The sequence below is a fragment of the Stenotrophomonas sp. Steno-Z2 genome (assembly GCF_056393235.1).
This window is the reverse complement of sequence record NZ_JBWJOY010000002.1, coordinates 642,334-668,298: the sequence shown is the minus strand read 5'-3', so window position 1 is coordinate 668,298 and position 25,965 is coordinate 642,334. Positions and strand designations below refer to the sequence as shown.

22 protein-coding genes are annotated in these 25,965 nt (G+C 70.0%); 14 read left to right on the top strand and 8 right to left on the bottom strand.

What is annotated here, in order from left to right; translation table 11 throughout:
• Window positions 1-42: 42 nt before the first annotated feature.
• The 3 genes from AC06FP_RS08135 to AC06FP_RS08125 all read left to right on the top strand — a co-directional run bounded on the left by AC06FP_RS08135 (window position 43) and on the right by AC06FP_RS08125 (window position 5,097).
• Complete coding sequence (locus AC06FP_RS08135) at window positions 43-2,106, top strand: dipeptidyl-peptidase 5 (protein ID WP_478075147.1); 2,064 nt, start codon at window positions 43-45, stop codon at window positions 2,104-2,106.
• 262 nt (window positions 2,107-2,368) lie between these two features.
• Window positions 2,369-3,622, top strand: a complete 1,254-nt coding sequence (locus tag AC06FP_RS08130; protein ID WP_456118484.1) for a DUF819 family protein — start codon at window positions 2,369-2,371, stop codon at window positions 3,620-3,622.
• Between the two features lie 224 nt (window positions 3,623-3,846).
• Window positions 3,847-5,097: a DUF819 family protein gene (locus tag AC06FP_RS08125; protein WP_478075146.1), complete on the top strand. Its 1,251-nt coding sequence runs from the start codon at window positions 3,847-3,849 to the stop codon at window positions 5,095-5,097.
• 143 nt (window positions 5,098-5,240) lie between these two features.
• On the opposite strand, the gene AC06FP_RS08120 is transcribed toward AC06FP_RS08125, so the two are convergent.
• Window positions 5,241-5,465 carry a YbdD/YjiX family protein gene (locus AC06FP_RS08120; RefSeq protein WP_054664081.1) on the bottom strand — a complete coding sequence of 75 codons (225 nt, stop codon included), beginning with the start codon at window positions 5,463-5,465 and terminating at the stop codon, window positions 5,241-5,243.
• Window positions 5,465-7,531, bottom strand: coding sequence for a carbon starvation CstA family protein (locus AC06FP_RS08115; RefSeq protein WP_456118486.1), 2,067 nt, complete (start codon window positions 7,529-7,531; stop codon window positions 5,465-5,467). Before AC06FP_RS08115 ends, AC06FP_RS08120 begins: the two co-directional genes overlap by 1 nt.
• A 233-nt stretch (window positions 7,532-7,764) precedes the next feature.
• On the opposite strand from AC06FP_RS08115, the gene AC06FP_RS08110 reads away from it, so the two are divergent.
• Window positions 7,765-8,616: a pirin family protein gene (locus AC06FP_RS08110; protein WP_478075145.1), complete on the top strand. Its 852-nt coding sequence runs from the start codon at window positions 7,765-7,767 to the stop codon at window positions 8,614-8,616.
• Window positions 8,617-8,727: 111 nt separating this feature from the next.
• On the opposite strand, the gene AC06FP_RS08105 is transcribed toward AC06FP_RS08110, so the two are convergent.
• From AC06FP_RS08105 to nfi, 4 genes are all read right to left on the bottom strand, one after another.
• Window positions 8,728-9,189 carry a hypothetical protein gene (locus AC06FP_RS08105; protein WP_456118488.1) on the bottom strand — a complete coding sequence of 154 codons (462 nt, stop codon included), beginning with the start codon at window positions 9,187-9,189 and terminating at the stop codon, window positions 8,728-8,730.
• A gap of 225 nt (window positions 9,190-9,414) precedes the next feature.
• Window positions 9,415-10,137 carry an aquaporin Z gene (aqpZ, locus tag AC06FP_RS08100; RefSeq protein WP_478075144.1) on the bottom strand — a complete coding sequence of 241 codons (723 nt, stop codon included), beginning with the start codon at window positions 10,135-10,137 and terminating at the stop codon, window positions 9,415-9,417.
• An 88-nt stretch (window positions 10,138-10,225) separates the two neighbouring features.
• Window positions 10,226-11,086 (bottom strand): pirin family protein, encoded by an 861-nt coding sequence (locus AC06FP_RS08095; RefSeq protein ID WP_456118490.1) that lies wholly within the window; start codon window positions 11,084-11,086, stop codon window positions 10,226-10,228.
• Between the two features lie 91 nt (window positions 11,087-11,177).
• On the bottom strand, window positions 11,178-11,858 hold the full coding sequence (gene nfi / locus AC06FP_RS08090) for a deoxyribonuclease V (protein ID WP_478075143.1): 681 nt from the start codon (window positions 11,856-11,858) through the stop codon (window positions 11,178-11,180).
• Window positions 11,859-11,964: 106 nt separating this feature from the next.
• On the opposite strand from nfi, the gene gpmA reads away from it, so the two are divergent.
• The 6 genes from gpmA to AC06FP_RS08060 all read left to right on the top strand — a co-directional run bounded on the left by gpmA (window position 11,965) and on the right by AC06FP_RS08060 (window position 18,104).
• On the top strand, window positions 11,965-12,714 hold the full coding sequence (gpmA, locus tag AC06FP_RS08085; protein ID WP_478075142.1) for a 2,3-diphosphoglycerate-dependent phosphoglycerate mutase: 750 nt from the start codon (window positions 11,965-11,967) through the stop codon (window positions 12,712-12,714).
• A gap of 179 nt (window positions 12,715-12,893) precedes the next feature.
• Window positions 12,894-15,026: a TonB-dependent siderophore receptor gene (locus AC06FP_RS08080; protein ID WP_478075141.1), complete on the top strand. Its 2,133-nt coding sequence runs from the start codon at window positions 12,894-12,896 to the stop codon at window positions 15,024-15,026.
• Between the two features lie 35 nt (window positions 15,027-15,061).
• On the top strand, window positions 15,062-15,382 hold the full coding sequence (locus AC06FP_RS08075) for an iron uptake protein (protein WP_478075140.1): 321 nt from the start codon (window positions 15,062-15,064) through the stop codon (window positions 15,380-15,382).
• A 6-nt stretch (window positions 15,383-15,388) separates the two neighbouring features.
• Complete coding sequence (locus AC06FP_RS08070) at window positions 15,389-17,080, top strand: PepSY-associated TM helix domain-containing protein (RefSeq protein ID WP_478075139.1); 1,692 nt, start codon at window positions 15,389-15,391, stop codon at window positions 17,078-17,080.
• Window positions 17,073-17,405, top strand: coding sequence for a DUF3325 domain-containing protein (locus AC06FP_RS08065; protein WP_478075138.1), 333 nt, complete (start codon window positions 17,073-17,075; stop codon window positions 17,403-17,405). Before AC06FP_RS08070 ends, AC06FP_RS08065 begins: the two co-directional genes overlap by 8 nt.
• Window positions 17,406-17,732: 327 nt before the next feature.
• Entirely contained in the window at window positions 17,733-18,104 is a 372-nt protein-coding gene (locus tag AC06FP_RS08060) for a PilZ domain-containing protein (protein WP_478075137.1), read from the top strand.
• Between the two features lie 12 nt (window positions 18,105-18,116).
• On the opposite strand, the gene AC06FP_RS08055 is transcribed toward AC06FP_RS08060, so the two are convergent.
• Window positions 18,117-18,914 (bottom strand): AraC family transcriptional regulator, encoded by a 798-nt coding sequence (locus AC06FP_RS08055; RefSeq protein WP_456118498.1) that lies wholly within the window; start codon window positions 18,912-18,914, stop codon window positions 18,117-18,119.
• A 72-nt stretch (window positions 18,915-18,986) separates the two neighbouring features.
• On the opposite strand from AC06FP_RS08055, the gene AC06FP_RS08050 reads away from it, so the two are divergent.
• From AC06FP_RS08050 to cls, 4 genes are all read left to right on the top strand, one after another.
• The gene (locus tag AC06FP_RS08050; protein ID WP_456118499.1) at window positions 18,987-20,207 is read left to right on the top strand and encodes an MFS transporter; all 1,221 of its coding nucleotides are present in this window, start codon (window positions 18,987-18,989) and stop codon (window positions 20,205-20,207) included.
• A gap of 123 nt (window positions 20,208-20,330) precedes the next feature.
• Entirely contained in the window at window positions 20,331-20,810 is a 480-nt protein-coding gene (locus tag AC06FP_RS08045; protein WP_478075136.1) for a VOC family protein, read from the top strand.
• A 136-nt stretch (window positions 20,811-20,946) separates the two neighbouring features.
• Window positions 20,947-23,034 (top strand): M13 family metallopeptidase, encoded by a 2,088-nt coding sequence (locus AC06FP_RS08040; protein ID WP_456118501.1) that lies wholly within the window; start codon window positions 20,947-20,949, stop codon window positions 23,032-23,034.
• Between the two features lie 282 nt (window positions 23,035-23,316).
• The gene (gene cls, locus AC06FP_RS08035; protein WP_478075135.1) at window positions 23,317-24,807 is read left to right on the top strand and encodes a cardiolipin synthase; all 1,491 of its coding nucleotides are present in this window, start codon (window positions 23,317-23,319) and stop codon (window positions 24,805-24,807) included.
• Between the two features lie 165 nt (window positions 24,808-24,972).
• Here the strand turns inward: cls and AC06FP_RS08030 are convergent, their stop codons facing one another.
• The gene (locus AC06FP_RS08030) at window positions 24,973-25,923 is read right to left on the bottom strand and encodes a cation diffusion facilitator family transporter (protein ID WP_478075134.1); all 951 of its coding nucleotides are present in this window, start codon (window positions 25,921-25,923) and stop codon (window positions 24,973-24,975) included.
• Between the last annotated feature and the right edge of the window lie 42 nt (window positions 25,924-25,965).

The following is a 25,965-nucleotide window of genomic DNA, read 5'->3' as shown; positions in this document are numbered from 1 at the left end:
CGCGCCTACCATCCGTGGTTTGCCTTGTTCCGGGAGAATCCCATGAAGCTCCGTCACGCCCTGCTCCCCTTGTGCCTGCTCGCCGCGCTGCCCTCGCTGGCCAGCGCCCGCGGCTTCGAAGTCCGCGACATGGTGAAGCTGGACCGCGTGTCCGCGCCGCTGCTCACCGCCGATGGCGCCCAGGTGATCTTCGCCAAGCGCGTGGTCGATGCCGACCTGAAGGCCAGCAGCAGCCTGTGGATCCGCGACCTGCGCACCCGCGACATGGCACCGCCGAAGCAGCTCTCGCCGGAAGGCTGGAACGTCAACTCGGCCGCGCTGTCGGCCGATGGCCGCACCGTCTACTTCCTCAGCGCCAAGAACGGCAGCCAGCAGCTGTACGCGATGCCGGTGGCCGGTGGCGCGCCGCGCCAGCTGACCGATTTCGCGCTGGACGTGGACAGCTACCGGGTCTCGCCGCAGGGCGACCGCGTGTTGTTCAGCACCGGCGCGTTCCAGGACTGCGGTTCGGACCTGTCCTGCACCGCCACGCGCCTGAAGGAGCGCGAGAAGGCGAAGAACAGCGGCGTGGTGTTCGACAGCATGTTCGTGCGCCACTGGGACACCTGGGCCGATGGCCGCCGCAACACCCTGTTCGTGGCGCCGCTGCCGGCCGCCGGCGCCGCCGCCGCGAAGACCGCCACGGCGATCAGCGCCAGCCTGGCCGGCGACGCGCCGTCCAAGCCATTCGGCGGCAACGAGGACTTCGTGTGGTCGCCGGACGGCAGCGCGGTGGTGGCCAGCATCCGCGTGCAGGGCCGGCAGGAGCCGTGGTCGACCAACTTCGACCTGTACCGGCTCGATCCCGCCGGCCGGCAGGCGCCGGTCAACCTGACCGCCGCCAACCCGGCCTGGGATGCCGGCCCGGTGTTCAGCGCCGACGGCAGGACCCTGTACTACCGCGCCATGAAGCGCCCGGGCTTCGAGGCCGACCGCTTCGGCCTGATGGCGCTGGACCTGGCCAGCGGCAAGGCGCGCGAGATCGCCCCGCAGTGGGACCGCTCGGCCGACGGCATCACCCTGTCCGCCGATGGCGGCACCGTCTACACGACCGCCCAGGACATGGGCGAGCACCCGCTGTTCGCGGTGAAGCTGGCCGACGGCGCGGTCAGCAAGGTGGTGGGCGAGGGCAGCGTTTCGTCCTTCGACATCGCCGGCGACGCGCTGGCCTTCACCCGTAATTCGCTCAAGAGCGGCGACCAGGTGTTCACCACCACCACCGCCGGCGCGCCGCTGCGCGCGATCACCCCCAGCGCCGGCGAGATGCTGCCGGACGTGGACTTCGGTGAGTTCGAGCAGTTCTCGTTCAAGGGCTGGAACGACGAGACCGTGCACGGCTACGTGGTCAAGCCGCACGACTACCAGGAAGGCAAAAAGTACCCGGTCGCGTTCCTGATCCACGGCGGCCCGCAGGGCAGCTTCGGCAACGGCTGGAGCTACCGCTGGAACCCGCAGACCTATGCCGGCCAGGGCTACGCGGTGGTGATGATCGATTTCCACGGTTCCACCGGCTACGGCCAGGCCTTCACCGACGCGATCAGCCAGCACTGGGGCGACCGCCCGCTGGAAGACCTGCAGAAGGGCTGGGCCGCGGCGCAGCAGAAGTACGGCTTCCTCAACGGCGACAAGGCCTGCGCGCTGGGCGCCAGCTACGGCGGCTTCATGGTCAACTGGATCGCCGGCAACTGGAACGGGCCGTGGAAGTGCCTGGTCAACCACGACGGCGTGTTCGACCAGCGCGCCATGGGCTATGCCACCGAGGAGCTGTGGTTCACCGAGTGGGAGCAGGGCGGCACCCCGTACGACGTCCCGCAGAACTACGAGAAGTTCAACCCGGTCAACCACGTCGCCAACTGGAGCAAGCCGATGCTGGTGGTGCAGGGCCAGCAGGACTTCCGCATCCCGGTGGAGCAGGGCCTGGCCACGTTCACCGCGCTGCAGCGCAAGGGCATCGAATCGAAGCTGCTGTACTTCCCGGACGAGAACCACTGGGTGCTCAAGCCGCACAACAGCGTGCAGTGGCACGACACGGTCAACGCCTGGCTGAAGCAGCACATCGGCCAGTAATGCAGGAAGAGGGCATGCCACCGGCATGCCCTTTTTCGTGGCGGGGCGGCGGCAGCCCGGATGCGGGCCGCGCCCGGCCATGGGCCCCTTCCCCCGCAGGCGGTGGAGGGGCGCGACCAGGACGGTTGCGATCTTCAGGTCCCTCTCCGCAGGCGGCGGGGAACGGTGGCCGGACATGGCTGCGCATCCGGGGCCCTTCTTCCGTCGTCGGCAGAGGGGAGCGGGGGCAGCTCCCGACACTCACGCACCAAGGGGAAAGACGATGACGGCAGCCGCCTCCGGCGCACTCATCAGCAACGACATCATCGTGTTCGGCCTGATCGCCGCCACGCTGGGCGCCATTTTCTGGACATCGGGCAGCAGCAACCGGCTGCTGAAGAAGTTCTACGGCGTCGTGCCGGCGCTGCTGCTGTGCTACTTCATCCCCGGCGTCTACAACACCTTCGGCCTGATCGACGGCGAGACCACCCGGCTCTACAACCCGATCGCGCGCGACGTGTTCCTGCCGGCGGCGCTGGTGCTGCTCACCCTGTCCATCGACCTGAAGGGCATCCTCGGCCTGGGCTGGAAGATGCTGGCCATGTACGTGGCCGCGGTGCTGAGCATCATGCTCGGCGCGCTGGTGGCGTTCTGGCTGATGGGTCTGATCCACCCCGATACGGTGGCGGGCAGCACCTGGGGCGGCATGGCCGCGCTGGCCGGCAGCTGGATCGGCGGCGGCGCCAACATGCTGGCGATGAAAGAGATCTTCGAGGTCGATGCCACCACCTTCGGCCAGTTCGCGGTGGTCGACGTCGGCGTCGGCTACGTGTGGATGGCGGTGCTGATCTTCTTCGCCTCGCGCGCGCCGGCGATGGACCGGCGCAGCGGCGCCGACACGACCGCGCTGGACGACCTGCGCGACCGCGTCGCCAGCTACCAGGCGCAACACGCGCGCATCCCGGCGCTGGGCGACCTGATGGTGATGGCCGGCGTGGCGTTCGGCGCGGTGGCGGTCTCGCACGCGGTGGCCGCGCCGCTGGCCGGCTGGTTCGCCGCCAACGTCGGCTGGTCGGCGTCGGTGAGCCTGGACAAGCCCTTCGTCTGGGTGGTGCTGCTGGCCACCTTCATCGGGCTGGGCCTGAGCTTCACCCGCGCGCGCGAGCTGGAAGGCGTGGGCGCCTCGAAGTGGGGCTCGATGTTCCTGTACTTCCTGATCGCCTGCATCGGCATGCAGATGGACCTGCTGGCGCTGCTGGAGAAACCCTGGCTGTTCCTGCTGGGCGTGCTGTGGATCGGCGTGCACATCGTGCTGCTGTGGCTGGCCGGCAGGCTGCTGCGGGTGCCGTTCTTCTATTTCGCCATCGCCTCGCAGAGCAACATCGGCGGTCCGGCCTCGGCGCCGGTGCTGGCCTCGGCCTTCCACCCGGCGCTGGCGCCGGTGGGCGTGCTGCTGGGCACGCTGGGCTACGCGGTGGGCACGGGCGCGGCCTACGTGGTCGGTATCACCCTGCGGGCGATGGCCGGCGCGGGTTAAAAGCGCCCCGTAGGAGCGGCTTCAGCCGCGAAAAACGCCATGTCGGGGAGCGCGGTTTCGCGGCTGATGGCCCGAGGCCACGTCGAGCCGCTCCTACAGGCAGGCTGACCGCTCCGCGGCCGGGGCCGCCCCTTCGCCGCTCGCCCCGTGCTAGGCTTCGCCTCCCCACGCCACGTCACCAACGTGGCGTTTTTGTTTCCCTTCGATCGACAGGAACTGGCCCTATGCCGACCGAAAGCAGTACCGCCCTCATCACCAACGACATCGTCGGCCTTGGCTTGATCGCCGCCACGCTGGCCCTGATCTTCTGGCTGGCCAGCGGGCCGACCCCGTTCTGGAAGAAAGTCTTCGCCTGGGTACCCGCCCTGCTGCTGTGCTATTTCGTCCCGGCCATCTACAACACCGCCGGCCTGATCGACGGCCACGGCACCAAGCTCTACAACCCCATCGCCCGCGACGTGCTGCTGCCGGCCGCGCTGGTGCTGCTGACCCTGTCCATCGACCTGAAGGGCATCGCCCGGCTCGGCCCCAAGCTGCTGATCATGTTCGTCACCGGCACCGTCGGCATCGTGCTGGGTGCCGCGCTGTCGTTCCAGATCATGAAGCTGGTCCATCCGGAAACGGTGGCAGGCGATACCTGGGCCGGCATGGCCGCGCTGGCCGGCAGCTGGATCGGCGGCGGCGCCAACATGGCCGCCATGCGCGAGACCTTCAACGTCGATGCGACCACCTTCGGCCAGTTCGCGGTGGTGGACGTGGCCTGCGCCAGCCTGTGGATGGCGGTGCTGCTGTGGCTGGCGGGGCGCTCGCAGGTCATCGACGCGCGCACCGGCGCCGACACCTCGGCCATCGACGACATGAAGCGCCGCATCGCCGAGTACGAAGCCAGGAGCGCGCGCAATCCCAGCCTGACCGACCTGATGGTGATCGTCGGCGTCGGCCTGGGCGTGGTCGGCCTGGCGCATGCCCTGGCGACGCCGCTGGCGAGCTGGTTCGGCGCCAACGTCGCCTGGGCGAGCCGCGCGTCGCTGGATTCGGCCTTCGTCTGGGTGGTGATGCTGTCCACCGTCGCCGGCCTGCTGCTGAGCTTCACCCGCGCGCGCAACCTGGAGGCGGCCGGCGCGTCGAAGATCGGCACGCTGTTCCTGTACTTCCTGATCGCCTGCATCGGCATGCAGATGGACCTGCTGTCGCTGGTCGACCGGCCGTGGCTGTTCCTGCTGGGCGTGATCTGGATGGGCGTGCACATCGGCCTGCTGTACCTGGTCGGGCGGCTGTTGCGCACGCCGCTGTTCTTCTTCGCCATCGGCTCGCAGGGCAACATCGGCGCGGCGGCCTCGGCGCCGGTGGTCGCCGCCGCGTTCCACCCGACGCTGGCGCCGGTGGGCGTGCTGCTGGGCACCGTGGGCTACGCGACCGGCACGGTCATCGCCTACATGACCGGGCTGATGCTCAAGTGGATGGCCGGCGCGTAGCGCCGCTGCCGCAGGTCGGGGCTATATCCCCGGCCACCTGCCTGGGTAGATGCCGGGGCGTGCCCCGCATCTACATGAAGCAGGTTTCCGATACGGGAAGGCCGCCTTTCGGCGGCCTTCTGCGTTCCTGCACCGTCGCCGGCTCAGCAGCAGCGGAATCCCTTGCCGCCGCCGAAGCGCGCCTCCTGCCGCTCGCGGAAGAAGGTTTTGTAGTCCATGACCTCGCGCTCGGGGTGCTTTTCGCGCATGTGCCGCACGTAGTTGTCGTAGTCCGGCACGCCGCAGCACAGCCGCGCGGTCTGCACCAGGCGCCGCCAGGTGCGGCGGAACGCCTGGTGCTGGCCGGCGGGGACCAGGGCGGTGCCCATTACAGGTCCACCTCGTGCGGCTTGAGCGCCACGTACGGCGTTTCATGGTCGGTGCGCACCGGCGAGCGGCGCGCCGCGGCGATGGTTTTGACCGAATACACCAGCACCGCGAACACCACGAACAGGAACAGCGCGGTGAGGCCGGCGTTGATGTAGTTGTTGACCATCACCTGGTGCATCTGCCCGAAGTCCTTGGACGGCGGCAGCAGGTTGCCCGCGGCGATGGCGTCGCGGTACTTGTGGGCCTGCGCCATGAAGCCCACCGCCGGCTCGCTGGAGAAGATCTTGATGAAGCCGGCGGCGGTGGTGCACACCAGCAGCCACAGTGCCGGCAGCACCGGCACCCAGGCGTACTTCTCCTTCTTGGCCTTGAACAGCACCACCGCGCACAGCAGCAGGGCGACGCCGGCCAGCATCTGGTTGGCGATGCCGAACAGCGGCCACAGCATGTTGATGCCGCCCAGCGGGTCGGTCACGCCCTGGTACAGGAAGTAGCCCCACAGCGCGACGCAGCCGCCGGTGGCGATGAAGCTGGCCACCCACGAATCGGTGCGGCGCAGCGCCGGCACGAAGTTGCCGAGCAGGTCCTGCAGCATGAAGCGGCCCGAGCGGGTGCCGGCATCGACCGCGGTGAGGATGAACAGCGCCTCGAACAGGATGGCGAAGTGGTACCAGAACGCCATCATGCCGTCGCCCGGCAGCACCGCGTGCAGGATCTGCGCGATGCCCACCGCCAGCGTCGGCGCGCCGCCGGCGCGCGAGAGGATGGTGTTCTCGCCGATCTCGGCGGCGGTGGCGGTCAGCTGCTCGGGCGAGATGGTGAAGCCCCAGCTGCTCACCACCTGCGCGGCGTTGGCCACGTCGGTGCCGATCACCGCCGCCGGGCTGTTCATGGCGAAGTAGATGCCCGGCTCGATGATCGAGGCCGCGACCATGGCCATGATCGCCACGAACGATTCCATCAGCATGCCGCCGTAGCCGATGTAGGCGGCGTGGCCTTCGTTGGCCAGCAGCTTGGGCGTGGTGCCGGAGGAAATCAGCGCATGGAAGCCGGACACCGCGCCGCAGGCGATGGTGATGAACAGGAACGGGAACATGCCGCCCTTCCACACCGGGCCGCTGCCGTCGGTGAACTGGGTCAGCGCTGGCATCTTCAGTTCCGGCATCACGATCAGGATGCCGATCGCCAGGCCGACGATGGTGCCGATCTTGAGGAAGGTGGACAGGTAGTCGCGCGGGGCCAGCAGCAGCCACACCGGCAGCACCGCGGCGACGAAGCCGTAGCCGATCAGCATCCAGGTGATCTGCACGCCGGTGAAGGTGAACATCGGCCCCAGCACCGGGTCGGCGGCGACCTTGCCGCCGTACCAGATCGCCGCCAGCAGCAGGACCAGGCCGACGATGGAGATCTCGCCGATTTTGCCCGGGCGGATGTAGCGCATGTACAGGCCCATCAGGATGGCGATGGGCATGGTCGCGATGACGGTGAACATGCCCCACGGGCTGTCGGCCAGCGCCTTGACCACGATCATCGCCAGCACCGCGAGGATGATGATCATGATCATGAACACGCCGAACAGGGCGATGGTGCCGGGCACCGGCCCCATTTCCTCGCGCACCAGGTCGCCGAGCGAACGGCCGTTGCGGCGGCTGGAGATGAACAGGATCATGAAGTCCTGCACCGCGCCGGCCAGCACCACGCCGGCGATCAGCCACAGCGTGCCGGGCAGGTAGCCCATCTGCGCGGCCAGCACCGGGCCCACCAGCGGGCCGGCGCCGGCGATCGCCGCGAAGTGGTGGCCGAACAGCACGTGCTTGTTGGTCGGCACGTAGTCCAGGCCGTCGTTGTGGATCACCGCCGGGGTGGCGCGGGTCGGGTCCACGCCCAGCACCTTGTTGGCGATGAACAGCCCGTAGTAGCGGAACGCGACCAGGTACAGCGAGACCGCCGCGGCCACGATCCACAATGCGTTGATGTGTTCGCCGCGGCGCAGCGCCACGACACCCAGGCAGAACGCGCCGATCAGGGACAGCAGCGCCCAGCCGGCCTTGGAGAAACCTTTCATCGAGTCACCTCGCGGGAAGACCGTTGCAAGAGTCCTCCCGACGCGGCCGGGGGTCAACGCTCCGGCGGCCCCGGAGGCGTGCGACTTTGGTCTTAGGCCGTCGTCCCGCCGGCGCATGGCCGGCGCGCGACGCGCCGCTAACGCCGGGGCTGGAACGATCGGTTGCGGCGGTGGCGATTGGCGCGGCCGCGCCTGGCGCCCATTGTCCGGGCATTGCTAAGGGAGGCTTGACCATGAGCGACCAGAACCTCGCGCGCGTGCTGCGCGGCATCCGCGGCATGCCCACGTCCGACGGCGCCGGCGTGCGCCTGACCCGGGTCATCGGCACCCCGGCGCTGCCCGACCTGGACCCGTTCCTGATGCTCGACGAATTCGGCACCGACCGCGCCGAGGACTATATCGCCGGCTTCCCCGAGCACCCGCACCGCGGCTTCGAGACCGTCACCTACATGCTCGACGGGCGCATGCGCCACCGCGACAACCACGGCAACGAAGGCCTGCTCACGCCCGGCAGCGTGCAGTGGATGACCGCCGGCCGCGGCCTGGTGCATTCGGAGATGCCCGAGCAGGAGTCCGGGCGCATGCGCGGCTTCCAGTTGTGGGTGAACCTGCCGGCGCGCGACAAGATGACCGAACCGAAGTACCAGGAATTCGCCCCGGACCGCATTCCGCAGGCCACGCCGGCCGAGGGCGTGACCGTCAAGGTGATCGCCGGGCAGGTGGGCGAGGTCCTCGGCCCGATCGTGCAGCCGGCCACCGACCCGCTGTACCTGGACGTGGAACTGGCGCCGGGCCGCAGCTGGTCCCACGAACTGCCGGACGGCCACAACGCCTTCGCCTACGTGTTCGAGGGCGGGCTGACCCTGGGCGGCGGCGACACCGCGCGCGAGGTGGCGCGGCAGGAACTGGCGGTGCTGGGCGGTGGCCGCGGGCTGCGCCTGCAGGCCGGCGCGGAGGGCGCGCGCCTGATCGTGGTGGCCGGGCGCCCGCTGCGCGAACCGGTGGCGCGCCACGGGCCGTTCGTGATGAACACCCGCGAGCAGCTGATGCAGGCCTTCATCGACTACCAGGAAGGGCGCTTCTGACGCCGCCGCGCAGGCCGGCTGCATTCCGGCCTGCGCCCCGCGGCGGCGTTGGCCGCAGCGGCGGAATCACGGACCAGGGCTGCGACCGCTGCCACGCCCAGGCCGGAGCGCCTACTTCCCGGCGAAAGTGGCGGTGGCGTCGTCCAGGGTGCCGGTCAGCTGCTGCAGGCTGGCCAGTTCGCCGACGTCGCCGGCGTCTATCCAGATCTGCGCGTAGCGGTTCCTGGCCAGCTTGACGGTGGTGATGCGCCGCGCTTCCAGCCCGGGCAGGTCGCGCCCGCCCATGTCCAGCCTGTACCAGTACAGCTCCTGGCCGGCGAAGCTGCCCTTCTCGGCGCGCAGGGCGCGGGCCAGGGTCAGCGCCGGGTCGCGCGCGGTCAGCATCACGTTCAGCACGGTGCGGCCGTCGCCGGTGGTGGCCTTGCAGACGATGAAGTCGCTCTGGGCCTGCTCCTGCCACTGCAGGCCGCTGTTGGACGGCAGCAGCGGGCATTGCCCGGCCTGCTGCGCGGACGCGGTGGCGCTGCCGGCCAGCAGCAGCGCACAGGCAACGATACGGACGTGTTTCAGCATGCATTCCCCCGGAACGTCGGCCACGGCGGGCCGGCGGCAATGTTGACTGTCTGGAATGGATCACACCTGCGGGCGGTGTTGCCCCTGCCCGATGCGCGCGTCCCCGTTGCGCGCCAGCTGTGTTTCCACGGTATTACAAAAGCGCCGGCCGCGGCAAACCGCCGGCGGCGGAAAACGCGACGGCCCCCGTGCGGGGGCCGTCACGCGTGCATGCCGCGGGGAAGGTCAGCGCTGGTCGCTGCCCACCCACTTGTAGGCCAGGCCGCCGATCAGCGCGCCCAGGAACGGCGCCACCCAGAACAGCCACAGCTGGCCGATCGCGCCGGGGCCGGCAAACAGCGCCACCGCGGTCGAGCGCGCCGGGTTCACCGAGGTGTTGGTGACCGGGATGCTGATCAGGTGGATCAGGGTCAGCGCCAGGCCGATCGCGATCGGCGCGAAGCCCGCCGGCGCCTTGCCGTGGGTGGCGCCCATGATCACCACCAGGAACATGGCGGTCATCACCACTTCGCACAGGAACGCGGCGGCCACGCTGTAGCCGCCCGGCGACAGCGCGCCGTAGCCGTTGCTGGCGAAGGCGCCGGCCTGGCTGCCATCGATGGCGAAACCGGCCTGGCCCTGCGCGATCTGCAGCAGGATGAAGGCGGCCAGGATGCCGCCCAGCACCTGCGCCACGATGTAGGGCACCAGGTCCTTGCCGGCGAAGCGGCCGCCGGCCCACAGGCCCAGGCTCACGGCCGGGTTGAAGTGCGCGCCGGAGACATGCCCGAACGCATAGGCGCCGGTCAGCACGGTCAGGCCGAAGGCCAGCGCGACACCGTGGAAACCGATACCCAGTGGATTGCCGTCACCGCCGAACTTGGCCGCCAGCACGGCGCTGCCGCAGCCGCCCAGCACCAGCCAGAAGGTGCCGAGGAACTCGGCCGCCAGTCGCTTCCCCATGCTCATCGTTCACTCCCCGCAATGGCCCGGAATGGGCAGGGGGAACATAACCAAGAACCGTGACGGCGGCGTATCGAAAACGTTAACCGGCGCCTCATCCCGGCAGCGGGATGAACTCCTTGTCGTCGCCGGGAATGGTGCCGAAGCGGCCTTCGCGCCAGTCGTCCTTGGCCTGCTCGATGCGTTCCTTCGAGCTGGAGACGAAGTTCCACCACAGGTGGCGCGGGCCATCGAGCGGCTCGCCGCCCATCAGCATCGCCTTGAGCGGGGTCTTGGCGCGCAGGCGCCCGCGCGCGCCCGGCTCGGGGATCACCAGGTGCTGGACCGGGATGTCCACGCCGTCGAGCTGGGCTTCGCCCTCCAGCACATAGAGCGAGCGCTCCACGTGCGAGGTGTCCAGGTCGATCTCCGCGCCCGGTTCCAGGTCGATGGCGACGTTGAGGGTGTCGGCGAACACCCGCACCGGCGATTCCTCGCCATAGGCGCGGCCGGCGATCACCCGCAGCCAGGCGCCGCCGCGGCGCTGCTGCGGCAGCTGCGCCGCGCTGAAATGATGGAACTCGGGCGCGGTTTCCTCGTGCGCCTTCGGCAGCGCCACCCAGGTCTGCATGCCGTGCAGCGGGTGGTCGTGCTCGCGTTCGGGCGGCGGCGTGCGCTCGGAATGGGCGATGCCGCGGCCGGCGGTCATCCAGTTGACGTCGCCGGGGCGGATGACCTGTTCCGAGCCCAGCGTGTCGCGGTGGCCGATGGCGCCGGACCACAGGAAGGTGACCGTCGCCAGGCCGATGTGCGGGTGCGGGCGCACGTCGATGCCCTGGCCGGGCGCGAATATCGCCGGGCCCATGTGGTCGACGAACACGAACGGCCCGACGCTGCGCGCCTGCAGCGTCGGCACCGCGCGGCGCACCTGGAAACCGCCGAGGTCGTGGACGCGGGGGCTGATGATCGTGGTCATGGCGGGGCTCCGGTACGGGGACGGGCAGGATGGCACGCGCCGCGCGCGTTTGCCGGCGGCCGCGCCGTAACGGACTGTTGCTGCGATGGAATCAGCCGCCGCCGTCGCGGCGCGAGGCGATGCGGTCGGCCAGGCGCGTGGGCTCGGGCAGGCGGTAGCGGGTGAGGCAGGCCAGCACCAGCGGCAGGCAGGCCTCCACCGAGACGTGGTTGCCCGGCGAGATGAACAGCGGATTGCAGCGCGGCCTGCTGCGCAGCACCCAGCCGACCTGGCGGCCCCGGTGGAACAGCGGCGTGTGGTCGCCGCGGTCCGGTCCGGGTTCGGTGTAGTCGCCGACCAGCCGGCTCTTGCCCACGCCGATGCTGGGCAGGCCGGTCAGCACGCCGAGGTGCGCGGCGATGCCGAGCCCGCGCGGGTGGGCGATGCCGTGGCCGTCGACCAGCACCAGCTGCGGCGCTTCCTGCAACTGCTGCAGGGCCTGCAGCACCGCCGGCAGTTCGCGGAAGCTGAGCAGGCCGGGGATGTAGGGCAGGGCGGTGGGCAGGCGCGCCAGTGTCGATTCCACGGGCTGCAGGCTGGCGCCGTCGACCCGCACCGCCACCGAGCGGGTGGTGCGGCCCTCGTCCTCGAAGCCGCTGTCCACCCCGGCCACGCGCGCCGGCAGGGCGGACAGGCGGTCGTCCAGCTGCACGCGCGCGGCCAGTTCGACCTGCTGGCGGCGCAGCTCGGCCAGGGTGGCGGGGGCGATGTCGGCGGGAGGCTGGAAGCGCATGCGGCCAGCCTGCCACTTCGGCCGTGGGCGCGCAGTGCAGGCGGGCGCGCGAAGGGATGCGGCTACAATCGTCCGGTTCCTTCCCCTCGACCCGGAGACTTTCGCAGTGACCCGCAAACTCGTGCTGTTGCGCCATGGCCAGAGCCAGTGGAACCTCGACAACCGTTTCACCGGCTGGGTGGACGTGGACCTGACCGAGCAGGGCCGCCGCGAAGCCGCCGCCGCCGGCCGGCTGATGAAGGAGGAAGGGCTGCAGTTCGACGTCGCCCATACCTCGGTGCTCAAGCGCGCCATCCATACCCTGCAGGGCGCGCTGGCCGAACTGGGCCAGGACTGGCTGCCGGTGAACAAGTCCTGGCGCCTCAACGAGCGCCACTACGGCGGCCTGCAGGGCCTGGACAAGGCCGAGACCGCCGCCAGGCACGGCGAGGAGCAGGTCAAGGTATGGCGCCGTTCCTACGACATCCCGCCGCCGCCGATGGACCTTGAAGACCCGGGCCACCCGATCCACGACCGCCGCTACGCCGGCCTGGACCGCAACGCGCTGCCGGCCACCGAATCGCTGGCCACCACCCTGGACCGCGTGCTGCCTTACTGGCACGACGCCATTGCCCCGCAGCTGAAAGAGGGCCGGACCGTGCTGGTCACCGCCCACGGCAACTCGCTGCGCGCGCTGTACAAGTACCTCAACAACGTGAGCCGCGAGGAGATCCTGGAACTCAACATCCCCACCGGCATCCCGCTGCTGTTTGAGTTGAACGAGGACCTGAGCGTGCAGTCGTTCCGCTACCTGGGCGACCCGGAAGCGGCGAAGAAGGCGGCCGAGGCCGTGGCCAACCAGGGCAAGGCGAAGTAACCCGCCCTGCCTTCGCGCTGCACCGACACACCCGGCCCCGGCCGGGTGTTTTCGTTTGCGCGTACCGCGGGCCGGGGAGAGCGGTGAAGGATTTCTTGAAAATCGAGAATCGTTATCATCTAATAATGATTCTCAGTAGCGAGGCATTCCGCCCCGCCCTCCTCAAGGCTCTTCCCCCCATGCCCTCCAAGCTTTCTTCCCGCCCGTTGATCCTGGCCATCGGCGCCGTTCTGACCGGCGCCCCCCTGGCGACCCTGGCCGCCGAGCCGGGCGGGGACGACGGCGCTGCCAGCGCCACCGAACTGGACGCCGTGTTGGTCGTGGCCCACCGCGCCGGGCGCGTCAGCAGCGGTGCCACCAACCTCGACCTGGCGATCAAGGACACCCCGCAGTCGATCAGCGTGGTGAACGGCGAGCAGATGCGCCAGTTCGGCGCCCACAGCGTCAACGCGGCGCTGAAGCTGGCCACCGGCATCCAGGTGGACGAGTGGGAGACCAACCGCACCAGCTACAGCGCGCGCGGCTTCGACATCCTCAATACCCAGATCGACGGCGTCGGCCTGCCCAACGGCTGGGGCGTGGCCACCGGCGCCACTGACACCTTCGGCTACGACAAGGTGGAGGTGATCCGCGGCGCCAACGGCCTGCTCACCGGGGTCGGCAATGCCGCCGGCACCATCAACTACGTGCGCAAGCGCCCGACGAACGACGCCCGGGGCACGTTCGGCATCAGCTATGGCTCCTGGAGCACCCGCCGCGCCGAGCTGGACTATTCGACGCCGTTCACCGACGACGGCCGCTGGGCCGGGCGCGTGGTGGCCGCGCACGAGGACGGCGATTCCTGGCTGCGTGCCAACCGGAACGACCGCAATTACCTCTACGGCGTGGTCGACGGCCAGATCGGCGAGAACGGCACCCTGACCCTGGGCTACTCGTACCAGCGGGCGAAGTCCGACGGCATCATGTGGGGCGCGCTGGTGTTCATGAACAGCGACGGCACGCAGGCCGAATGGCCGACCAGCGCCTCGACCACGCAGGACTGGACCTACTGGAACACCACCACCGGCAACGCCTTCGCCGAATACACCCACCGGCTCGGCGGGGACTGGCAGCTGAAGGCTTCGTACAACTACCGCCGCGCCACCGGCGACCAGAAGATGTTCTTCGCCTACGATGCCTCGGGCGCCGGGCTGGACCCGGCCACCGGCCTGGGCCTGGTCGGCTATCCGTGGGGCGGCAGCGACAAGGCCACCAGCCACCTGGGCGCGGTGACGCTCACTGGCCACTTCCCGCTGTTCGGCCGCGACCAGGAAGCCATGCTCGGCGCCAGCCTGGCCCGCAGCGAATCGAACAGCTGGGAACGCAGCGCCGATCCGTCCTCGCCCGCCTGGGGCGCGTTGCCGGCATTCCCGTATGCGCCCGATGCCATCCCCGAGCCAGGCTGGGGCGATGCCTCGCAGTATTCGCTGCTGAACCAGCGCCTGAAGCGCGCCTACGGCGCTGCCCGCATCGCGCTGAGCGACCGCCTGAAGGCCATCGTCGGCGCCAATTACGCGCAGTACCGTCGCGACGGCCGCTCGTACGCGCTCGACTTCGACCAGACCAGCAGCCACACCAGCCCCTATGGCGGGCTGACCTTCGACTTCAACGAGCACGTGCTCGGCTATGTCAGTTATTCGGACATCTACCAGCCGCAGGACCAGGTCGACGCCAACGACCGCTATCTCGATGCCAGCAAGGGCGTGAACTACGAAGCCGGCCTCAAGGCCGACTGGCTGGACAAGCGCCTGCTGACCACGCTGGCGGTGTTCAAGGCCGACCAGAACGGGCTGGCCACGCCCACCGGCCAGTACAACCAGTACGGCCAGTCGATCTACGCGCCGGTGGACGTGCAGTCCAGAGGCATCGAGCTGGAGGCGGCCGGCAGGCTCGGCGACAACCTGGACGTGGTGCTCGGCTACACCGCGCTGAAGCTGGATGGCCTCAACGGCAGCGACACCTATTCGTGGGTGCCGCGGCGCACCGCCAACCTGCTGCTCAGCGGTCGCCTGCCCACGTACCAGGCGCTGACGCTGGGCCTGGGCGGGCGCTGGCAGAGCGTGATCTCCAACGTGGAATCCAGCGGCCATCGCGTGCGCCAGGACAGCCATGCGGTGTTCAACGCGTTCGCCGCCTGGGACTTCCTGCCCAACGCCACGCTGCAGCTCAACGTCAACAACATCACCGGCGAGAAGTACATCAACACCCTGCGCTACAGCGGCTATTACGGCGCGCCGCGCAACTACACGCTCAGCCTGGACTGGCGTTTCTGAGCGCCCACCCACCACGCAGAGACCCGCCCGACGCCATGTCCCGCAACCCCGCCATCGCCCGCCCGGTCCGCCAGCGACGCCTGCAGCTCGCTGCGCGGCTGGCCGCCGCCGTACTCGGCGGCTACGCCTTCACCTGGGGCTTCATCGCCGCCGCCATGGCCGTGCTGTTCAAGGCCGGCATGGAATTCCACGACGCCGAGTTCCTCGCCAGCGCGCTGGGGCTGCTGCTGTTCCTGGCGCTGTTCCTCTACATCGTCGCCAGCCGGCGGCGGCCGGCGATGATCTGGCTTGCACTGCTCGGTGGCGGCGCGCTGCTGGCCGCGGCCGCGTCGCTGCTCCAGGCCAGCGTGGCCTGAGCCGGCATGCGACAGGGAGAATCCATCGTGTTCCAGAGTTTCCGCCAGGCCATGGCCTGGCTGCATACATGGTTCGGCCTGGTGCTGGGCTTCGTGCTGATGGCCGCGTTCTTCTTCGGCGCGCTGTCGGTGTTCGACCGCGAGATCGACCGCTGGGCGATTCCCTCCAGCCGCTTCGAGCCGCAGCCGATGCCGTCCTTCGAGAAGGTGCTGCGGCCGGCGTTCGAGCGCATGCAGCCGCTGCCGGCGTCGATCGAGGCGATGCGGCCGCGGGTGGACGGGCCGATGCCGGCGCATTACGACAGCATCGCCTACTGGAGCGCCTACACCACCCATCGCGACCCGGTGCTGGCGCTGTACGCCGGCTACCAGGTGCCGGGGGCGAAGAATCCGGAGGAACTCCTGCTGGCCGAGGCCACCATCGACCCGCGTGACGGCCGGGTGCTGCCCAACGACCAGCTGAAGATCGGCAGCGGCTTCTTCTACCCGCTGCATTACAGCCTGACCCTGGACTGGAAGAACCTGGGTTTCTGGATCGTCGGTTTCTCGGCGCTGGTGATGCTGGCCGCGCTGGTCAGCGGCGTGGTCATGCACCGCAAGCTGTTCCGCGAACTGTTCACCTTCCGTCCCGGCAAGGCACGGCTGCGCAGCGTGCTGGACCTGCACAACCTCACCGGCGTGGTGGCGCTGCCGTTCCACTTCTTCTTCGCCTTCACCGGGCTGGTGATCTTCGCCAGCACCTACTACTTCCCGATCGGCCACACCCAGCTGCACGAACTGCACGAGCTGCACGAGAAGCACGAAGCGCAGGAGCTCGGCCTGCCGCACGGCCGCGCCGGGGTGCCGGCCGGGCTGGCCAACGTCGATGCGATGGTGGCGCAGGCGCAGCGGCGCTGGGAAGCGCGGGGCATGGCCGGCGACGTCGGTTTCCTGGTGCTGCAGCATGTCGGCGACGCCAACGGCTACGTCAGCGTCTACCGCGCCGGCACCGACCGCATCGCGCTGGTCGGGCAGGGCGTCCACTTCAAGGCGTCCACCGGGCAACTGCTGCGCGAGGACCCGCCGGCCACGGCGGTCGGCCGCGTCAGCGAGTTCCTCACCGGCCTGCACCTGCAGCATTTCCGCCACTGGCTGCTGCGCTGGCTGTACGTGTTCGGCGGCCTGGCGGGCTGCGCCTGCATCGCCACCGGCTTCGTGTTCTTCGTCGAGAAGCGCAAGCGCCAGCACGCCACGCTGGGCAGCCAAGGCGCGCGCGTGGTCGATGCGCTGGCCGTCGCCACGGTGGCCGGCATGGGGGTGGCGGTGCTGGGCATGCTGGTGGCCAACCGCCTGCTGCCCGAAGCGCTGCCGGCGCGCGGCGACTGGGAACGCCATGCGTTCTGGGGCGCCTGGCTGCTGTCGCTGCTGCACGCGGCCTGGCGCAGCGGGCCGGTGGCCCGCGGCCTGCCCAACCCGGCCTGGCGCGAGCAGGCCTGGGCCATTGCCGTGCTGGCGCCGCTGGCGGTGCTGTTGAACTGGATCACCACCGGCGACCACCTGCTGCGCACCCTGGGTGCCGGCTACTGGCCGGTGGCCGGGCTGGATCTGGCGCTGCTGGTCGTGGCCGTCATCGCCGCGGCCAGCGCGCGCCGGCTCGGCCGCCGTGCCGGCGCGTGCAGCCGCGATGCCGCCGAAGACGTGGAGGCCGCCCATGCATGACCCGACGCACGCGGGCTGGCTGCTGGCCGCCGCACTGGCCGCCTGCCTGGCCGGCATGGGCTGGCTGGCGCTGGGCATGGACGTGCATGCGCGGCAGGCCTGGGGCCGCGCGCTGTCGCCGGCCGAGGCCCGCAGCCTGCGCCTGCCCGGCTGGCTGGCGCTGGTGGCGGGGCTGGGGCTGTGCCTGGGGGCGGACCACCCGAGCATGGCGGCGCTGGTCTGGGTGATGGCGCTGGCGGTTTCGGCGCTGTCGGTGGCGTTCGTCCTGGCCTGGCAGGCGCGCTGGCTGGGCGTGCTGGCGCCGTGGGTGCGGCGGGCGCGGTAAACACGATCGCACGGCTCCCCGGCCCGCCTGCGGGGGACGAAGGTGGCCGCGCCGCAGCGAAAGCCGTCAGTGCATCGCGATGGCGTCGTGGCAGATGCCGATGCCACGCAGGCACGTTCGTGACAACACCGCCTCGCAGTGTGTGTCGCCCCCCCCATGGCCCGACGCGCCGGCGGTTCGAACGAATGTGCGGAGCGCCTGTCTTCCGCACGGAGCGACCAAGGGCCCGAGGGGCGGGTGGCGCCGCCGCGCCGGTGTGCCTGCCTGCCGGGCTATGCTTCGGCCACGGCGATGCGGCCGGCTTCCATCAACGCACAGGGGAACCGCATGAACACGTCCACGGAACGACGCCATTTCTGGCGTGCCCCCTTCCATTCACCGGCCCGGCTGGTCCGCGCCGATGGCAGCGTGCATGTCGGGCAGGTGCACGATGTATCGCTGAAGGGCGCGCTGTTCGAGGTGGACGCCGGCGGCGACTGCCGGCGGGACGAGCGCTGCCAGCTGCAGGTCGATCTGTCCGAAGACACGCCCATCCGCATGCAGGCCACCGTGATGCATGTGGAAGGGCGCAACGTCGGGCTGCGCTGCGACGAGATCGACCTGGACAGCATCACCGCGCTGCGTCGCGTGATCGAACTCAACGCCGCCGATCCGGCCCTGCTGGAACGCGAACTTGGTGCCTTGGTGCGGCCAGGCTGAGCAGGCGCGCGCTCAGCGGAAGAACCGGCTCGGCGTCAGCCCGAAGCGGCGCTTGAACATGGTGGCGAACGCGCTGGGGCTTTCGTAGCCCAGCGCCAGCGCCACGTCGATGACCTTCTCGCCGACCGCCAGCCGTTCCAACGCGCGCAGCAGCCGCGCCTGCTGCCGCCACTGGCCGAAGGTCATGCCCAGTTCGCGCGCGCACAGGCGCTGGATGGTCTTTGCATCCACCTGCAGGCGCGCGGCCCAGTCCTGCAGGGTGGAAGCGTCGTCCGGCTGTCGCTCCAGCCGCCGGCCGATCGCGCGCAGGCGCGGGTCGGCCGGTTCGGGCAGGTGCAGCGGCAGCACCGGCAGGGTCTGCATCTCGTCCAGGATCAGGCGCATCAGGCGGCCGTCGCGCGAGTCCTCGACGTAGGGCTGCGCGACGCCGGCCGCGGCGCGGATCAGCGCCGCCAGCAGCGGCGTGACCGACACCGCCGAGGCGCCGGCCGGCGCCTGCGGCATGGCGGCAGGCGTGACATAGAGGCTGCGCATGCGCACCAGGCCGATGCAGTGCACCACGTGGCCGGTGCCGGCCGGTATCCAGATCGCGCGCGTGCTGGGCACCACCCAGCGGCCCATGCCGGCGCGCACGACCAGCACGCCGCTCTCGGCGTACACCAGCTGGTGGCGGTCGGGGTGGTGGTGCAGCGGGATCAGCGTGCCGGGCGCGTAGTCGCGGGCCTTGCAGTACACCGCCGTCTCCGGGCCGGCGGGCAGCGGCAGGCGCCGCCCGCGGCGGCTGCCACTGTCCTTTTCGAGAGGGTGCATGACCATATCGCGCAGGAAGGGCGTGGCCGGCGACTTTACCATGCGCGCCGCTCCCCACTGCCCGGTACCGCCATGTCCTCCGCCGTTCCCGCTGCCGCTTCCTCCACGACCGCGCGCCGCCCGGTGGCGGTGGGCGTGCTGGCCGCGATCAGCAGTTCGCACCTGGTCAACGACATGATGCAGTCGCTGATCCTGGCGCTGTATCCGATCTTCAAGGGCCAGTTCCAGCTGAGCTTCGCCCAGATCGGCCTGATCACCCTGACCTACCAGCTCACCGCCTCGCTGTTCCAGCCGCTGATCGGCCTGCGCACCGATCGCCGCCCGGCGCCGTATTCGCTGCCGATGGGCATGACCTCGACCCTGTGCGGCCTGCTGCTGCTGGCCTATGCGCCGAACTTCGCCACGGTGCTGGTGGCGGCGATGCTGGTGGGCATCGGCTCGGCGGTCTTCCATCCCGAGTCCTCGCGCATCGCGCGGCTGGCCTCGGGCGGGCGCCATGGCCTGTCGCAGTCGGTGTTCCAGCTCGGCGGCAACGCCGGCACCGCCATCGGCCCGCTGCTGGCGGCGGCGGTGATCGCGCCCAACGGCCAGCGCAGCGTGGCCTGGTTCGGGGGCGCGGCGCTGATCGGCATCGGCCTGCTGACCTATGTCGGCCGCTGGTACCAGCAACACCTGGCCGTCAGCGCCGCCACGCCGAAGGCGGGCGTGGCCGGCAGCGGACCGCTGCTGCCCAGGCGCACCGTGGCCTGGGTGATCGCGGTGCTGCTGGTGCTGATCTTCAGCAAGTACTTCTACATCGCCGGCCTGAGCAGTTACTACACGTTCTACCTGATGCAGAAATTCCACGTGTCGGTGCAGAGCGCGCAGCTGCACCTGTTCGGTTTCCTGCTGGCGTCGGCGGCCGGCACCCTGATCGGCGGGCCGGTGGGCGACCGCATCGGCCGCAAGCCGGTGATCTGGGTCTCGATCCTGGGCGTGGCGCCGTTCGCGCTGATCCTGCCCTACGCCAACCTGGAATGGACGACGCTGCTGACCCTGGTCATCGGTTTCGTCCTGTCCTCGGCGTTCTCCGCCATCCTGGTGTACGCGCAGGAACTGATGCCGCACCGCATCGGCACCGTGTCCGGCCTGTTCTTCGGCTTCGCCTTCGGCATGGGCGGGCTGGGCGCGGCGGTGCTGGGCGTGCTGGCCGACCATACCGGCATCGTGTGGGTCTACAAGGCGATCTCGTTCCTGCCCCTGCTGGGCATGGTGGCGGCGCTGCTGCCGGATCCGCGCGCGCGGGCAGGCTGAGCGCCGCGCCGTCAGCCACATGCACGGGGAGTGAGGGCCGCGCGCGGGCGCTGCGCTACGATCCTGCGTTCCGGCACCGGGCGCGTCGCCTGCCGGCTTTCTTCCGCGAGCGAGGAAACCGCGATGATTCCCAGGAACACGATCTGCCTGTGGTACGACGGTACCGCCCTGGAGGCGGCCACCTTCTACGCCGAGACGTTTCCCGACAGCCGCGTGCTGGCCGTGCACCGCGCGCCCGGCGACTATCCCGCCGGCAAGCAGGGCGATGTGCTGACGGTGGAATTCACCGTGCTCGGCATCCCGTGCCTGGGCCTGAACGGTGGCCCGGCGTTCAAGCACAGCGAGGCGTTCTCGTTCCAGGTCGCGACCGACGACCAGGCCGAGACCGACCGGCTGTGGAATGCGATCGTCGGCAACGGCGGCGAGGAAAGCGCCTGCGGCTGGTGCCGCGACAAGTGGGGGCTGTCGTGGCAGATCACGCCACGCGCGCTGACCGCGGCGATCACCGATCCCGACCCGGCCGCGGCCAAACGCGCGTTCGAGGCGATGATGGACATGCGCAAGATCGACATCGCCACGATCGAGGCGGCACGCCGCGGCTGATCCCGGGCCCGGCGCGGCAGCCGGGTGCGTTGCGCGCGGGCATGACCTTCGGCCTATCCGCGGCGCGGCGCCATCGCCTACGCTCGGGGATTGGCCGCGCGCAGGCGCGGCGTTCCCTGCAAGGCCGGAGATCCGCATGACCCTTTCCAAGCTCGTCCCGTTGTCCCTGACCGTCGCCATCGCCGCCTCGCTGGCGGCCTGCGGCAAGACCGAAGCCCCTGCCACCGAAGCGGCCAAGCCGGCCTTCGACCTGTCGCAGATCAAGACGCCGTCGGTGTCGTTCAACGTCGCCGACCTGGACCCGGCCGTGTCGGCCTGTACCGACCTCAACGGCTTCGTCAACGGCAAGTGGCTCAAGGCCAACCCGGTGCCGGGCGACCAGGTGACCTGGGGCAGCTTCGAAATTCTGCGCGAGCGCTCGCTGGAAGTGCAGCACGCGCTGGTCGAGCAGGCCGCCGCGGCCAACGCCAAGGCCGGCACGGTGCAGGCGCAGATCGGCGACATCTGGAAGAGCGGTTCGGACGAGGCCGCCATCGAGGCGGCCGGCATCACGCCGCTGCAGCCGGAGCTGGACCGTATCGCCGCGCTGAACGACACCGCCGCCATCGCCGGCTACCTGCGCGAGGCCTATGCGCAGGGCCAGGGCTTCCTGTTCTCGCTGTACGCCAGCCCCGACTTCAAGGACTCGGGCAACGTCATCGCCTACGTCGGCCAGGGCGGCCTGGGCCTGCCGGAGAAGGGCTATTACTTCGACGAATCGCAGGCCAAGATCCGCGAGGCCTACGTGGCCTACATCGAACAGATGCTGGCGCTGTCCGGCGTGGACGCCGCACAGGCGAAGGAGCAGGCCAGGGCGGTGATGGAGTTCGAAACGCGCCTGGCCAAGGCCTCGCTGTCGCGCATCGAGCTGCGCGACCCGGCCAAGCGCTACAACCCGGTCAGCGCCGCCGATGCCGACAGGCAGACCCCGAACTTCAGCTGGACCGCGCTGTTCGACACGCTGAAGGTGCCGGCCAAGGACAAGTTCTCGCTGGCGCAGCCGGGCTTCTTCGGCGAAGTGGACAAGATGCTGGCCGACGTGCCGGCCGCCACCTGGCAGGCCTACCTGCGCTTCCACACCGTGGACAACGCCGCGCCGTACCTGAGCAAGGCCTTCGAGCAGGCCAACTTCGACTTCTTCAGCAAGACCCTGCGCGGCCAGCAGGAAATGCAGCCGCGCTGGAAGCGCGTGCTGGAATCGGTGAACGGCGCGATGGGCGAGGCGCTGGGCCAGCTGTACGTGGACGCGGTGTTCCCGGCCGAGTCCAAGGTGGCCATGCAGCACCTGGTGGAGAACCTGTCGGCGGCGCTGAAGACGCGCCTGGAAAACCTGCCGTGGATGGGCGAGGAGACCAGGAAGAAGGCGCTGGAGAAGTGGGCCAGCTTCACCCCGAAGATCGGCTACCCGGACAAGTGGCGCGACTGGTCGGGCCTGGCTACCAGTGGCGACAGCTACCTGGGCAACATGCAGGCCGCGCGCGCGTTCAATTACCGCTACATGCTCGACAAGATCGGCAAGCCGGTGGACAGGACCGAGTGGGGCATGACCCCGCAGACGGTCAACGCCTACTACAACGCGACCAAGAACGAGATCGTGTTCCCGGCGGCGATCCTGCAGCCGCCGTTCTTCGACGCCAAGGCCGACCCGGCGCTGAACTACGGCGGCATCGGCGCGGTGATCGGCCACGAGATGATGCACGGCTACGACGACTCGGGCAGCCAGTTCGCCGCCAACGGCAACTTCGACAACTGGTGGACCGACGCCGACCGCAGCGCCTTCAACGGCCGCACCGACCAGCTGGTCGCGCAGTTCGACGGCTATGAGGCGCTGCCGGGCGTGAACGTGAAGGGCAAGCTGACCCTGGGCGAGAACATCGGCGACCTGGGCGGCCTGACCGTGGCCTACGACGCGCTGCAGATGGCGCTCAAGGAAGACCCGTCGAAGAACGTGGCCATCGATGGCTACAGCCAGGACCAGCGCTTCTTCATGAACTGGGCCACGGTGTGGCGCCGCAACTTCACCGAGGGCGAGCTGCGCGTGCGCCTGAACACCGACCCGCACGCGCCGGCCAACTTCCGCGCCAACGGCGCGCCGTCGAACATGCCGTCCTTCGCCGCCGCGTTCCAGTGCAAGGCGGGCGATGCGATGGTGCGCGGCGACGACAAGCGCGTGGTGATCTGGTAACCGGTCCCGGACGCAGGCCGGCATCCCGGCCTGTCGACGGCAGCAGGCGACGCCCCCGGCCAACACCGGGGGCGTCGCTGTTTCTGCCGCCTGGGCCGGGATGGACGCAGGTCCAGCGGGAAGGCGCCCGCCCGTGGAAGGGGCCTGCATGCGGGCTTCCGCGATGGGCCCCATGCGGCAAGCCCGCGCCCGGGGGCCTGGCATGCGCGGCCGGGGAGTGTGGTATTGATCCGGCAACGTCCCGGGCACGGGCCGTCCAACACGGGAGGTCGCAGGGCCGGCATGGATGAAGCGCATGCGCCATTGCAGCTGGGCATCACCGCCCTGGTATTCGCCGCGCACCTGCTGGTCGCCGCGCGTGCGCTGACCCGCGCCAACCGCGCCCCGGCCTCGCGCGCGGCGTGGGTGGCGGTGGTCATGCTGGCGCCGGTGGTGGGCATGGTCGCCTACCTGCTGCTGGGCGAAACCAGCATCGGCCGCGCGCGCTTCCGCCGCGTGGAGCGCGCGCTGCAGCGGATGGGCAGGGCGGCGGCCGCTACCGCCACGCTGCCCATGGCCGCGCCGGTGGAAGACAACGCCGCGCCGCTGCTGGAACTGGCGCGCTCCATCAATGGCCTGCCGGCGGTCGGCGGCAACCGCGTAGTGCTGCTGGGCGACGCCGACAGCCCCGCGGATGCGCCGGAGAACGACAGCCGCCACGCGCTGGACGCGCTGGTGGCCGACATCGGGCAGGCCCGCGAGAGCGTGCACATCGCCTTCTACATCTGGCTGGACGACGGCGCCGGCGGCCGCGTCGCCGACGCGGTGGCCGCCGCCGCGCGGCGCGGCGTGGCCTGCCGGGTGATGGTCGATGCGCTGGGCTCGCGCGCCTTCATCGATGGACCGCGCTGGAAACAGCTGGGCCAGGCCGGGGTGAAGCGGCTGAAGACGCTGGACGACATCAACCGCCTGCAGCACCTGGCGTTCAGCCGCATGGACCTGCGCGACCACCGCAAGATCGTGGTGATCGACAACCGCATCGCCTACTGCGGCAGCCAGAACTGCGCCGATCCGGAGTTCCGGGTGAAGCCGGCCTGCGCGCCGTGGATCGACATGCTGCTGCGCTGCGAAGGCCCGGTGGTGGCGCAGGTCCAGTTCCTGTTCCTCAGCGGCTGGATACCGGAGACCGGCGAGCCCGGGCTGGACGGCTATGCGGTCGCGGCCACGCCGCAATGGCACGATGGCGGCTGCGTCGCCACCGCCTTCGAGACCGGCCCGATCACGCGGCCCAACGCCATGGCCGACATGTTCGTGGCCTGCCTCTACGCCGCGCGCCGCGAGCTGGTGATCACCACGCCGTACTTCGTGCCCGACGAATCCATCCTGCGCGCGCTGTGCGCCGCGCCGCGACGTGGGGTAAGCACGAAACTGCTGCTCCCGCGCCGCAACGATTCGTGGCTGGTCGGGCAGGCCAGCCGCAGCGCCTATGCCGACCTGCTGCGCAGCGGCGTGGAGGTGCACGAATATCCGCTGGGCCTGCTGCACGCCAAGTCGCTGACCGTCGATGGCGCCATCAGCCTGGTGGGCTCGGCCAACATCGACCGGCGCAGCCTGGAACTCAATTTCGAGAACAGCCTGCTGTTGGCCGACGCGGGCGTCACCGCGGCGATCCGCCGGCGCCAGGAAAAATACCTGTCCGTGTCGGTGCCGGTGACGGCCGAACAGGTCGATGCCTGGTCGTTCGCCACGCGGCTGGTGCAGAACGCGGTGGCGATGATGTCGCCGGTGCTGTGAGCGCCGGGGCGGCGCGCGCGCCCAGGCCGCCGGGACCCGCCGCGCATCAAGCCGCGGGTGCTTGCTGCGCTCGAACGCGGCCGGGGTCGGGATGCGGCAGCACGTCGTCGCGGACGCCGATGCTGCCGACGGTGTGGAAGCGCGCGGCATCCATGCCCGCGCAGCCTATTCGGCCCACCGGGTGTCGCCGGTGAACACCACGGTCAGCCATCGATGTGGCCCCTCTTGGCCGATCGCCGTGCCGACCTCGTCGCGCAGCGCGTCCCATGCGCTCATTGCGCGGTCGTCGCCGTCGCGCACGATGAAATGCAGCTCGATGACGTTCGAGCGGCCCACCCGCGCCGTGTAGGCGCGATAGGACGCCAGCCCGTGCTTTTCCACGAACGCCGCGGCGACCTGCTCGACATGCTCCCTGAGGCTGTCGGGCGTCATCAGCAGCACGTCCGACAGCGCGCGCCGCACGGTAGCGAACGGCACAGGAAGGATGGCCAGGCAGACCAGCGCGAGGACGGCGGGGTCGACGTAGGGCGACAGCCAGGCGTAGCGGGTGCCCTGGATGAAGTAGCCGATGCAGAACGCCACCAGCAGCGCGGCCGTTATGCCCGTGGACATGACCCAGCCCGATATGTCGAGGCGGACGAAATCCGAATCGATCTTCCGGTTGGCGCGTATCTCGACCAGCGCGATGGTGCCGCCGAGCACGATGGTGATCACGGCGTAGACGATGGCGACGCCGAACGCCAGGTCGCGGCCGCCGGCGAGAAGGCTGCTGACCGCGTTGAACAGCGCGTACAGCGCGACGCTCATCAGCAGGATCCCGTTCAAGCCGAGCACCATCGGCTCCAGGTGCCAGAACCCCATCGAAAAACGCTCGCGCAGCCGGCGCGGCAGGTCCCTCGACACCGCGTGCGCGGTGATGAGGTTGACGACCATCAGCGAAAGGCCGCTCATGCCGAGGTCGACGAGCGAATAGAAGCCGTCGAACATGATCGAGAACGATCCGGACGCGAGCCCGAAGCCGATCCCCAGCGCCGAAATCACGAAGCCGACCGCGATTCCCGTCCTGAGGACGCCGCGTTCGCTCGCCAGATCGAACAACCGTTCCTTGTCCGCCATCCGTCCGCGTCTTCTGCAGCCTTGCCGGGGGAGAGCCTACAC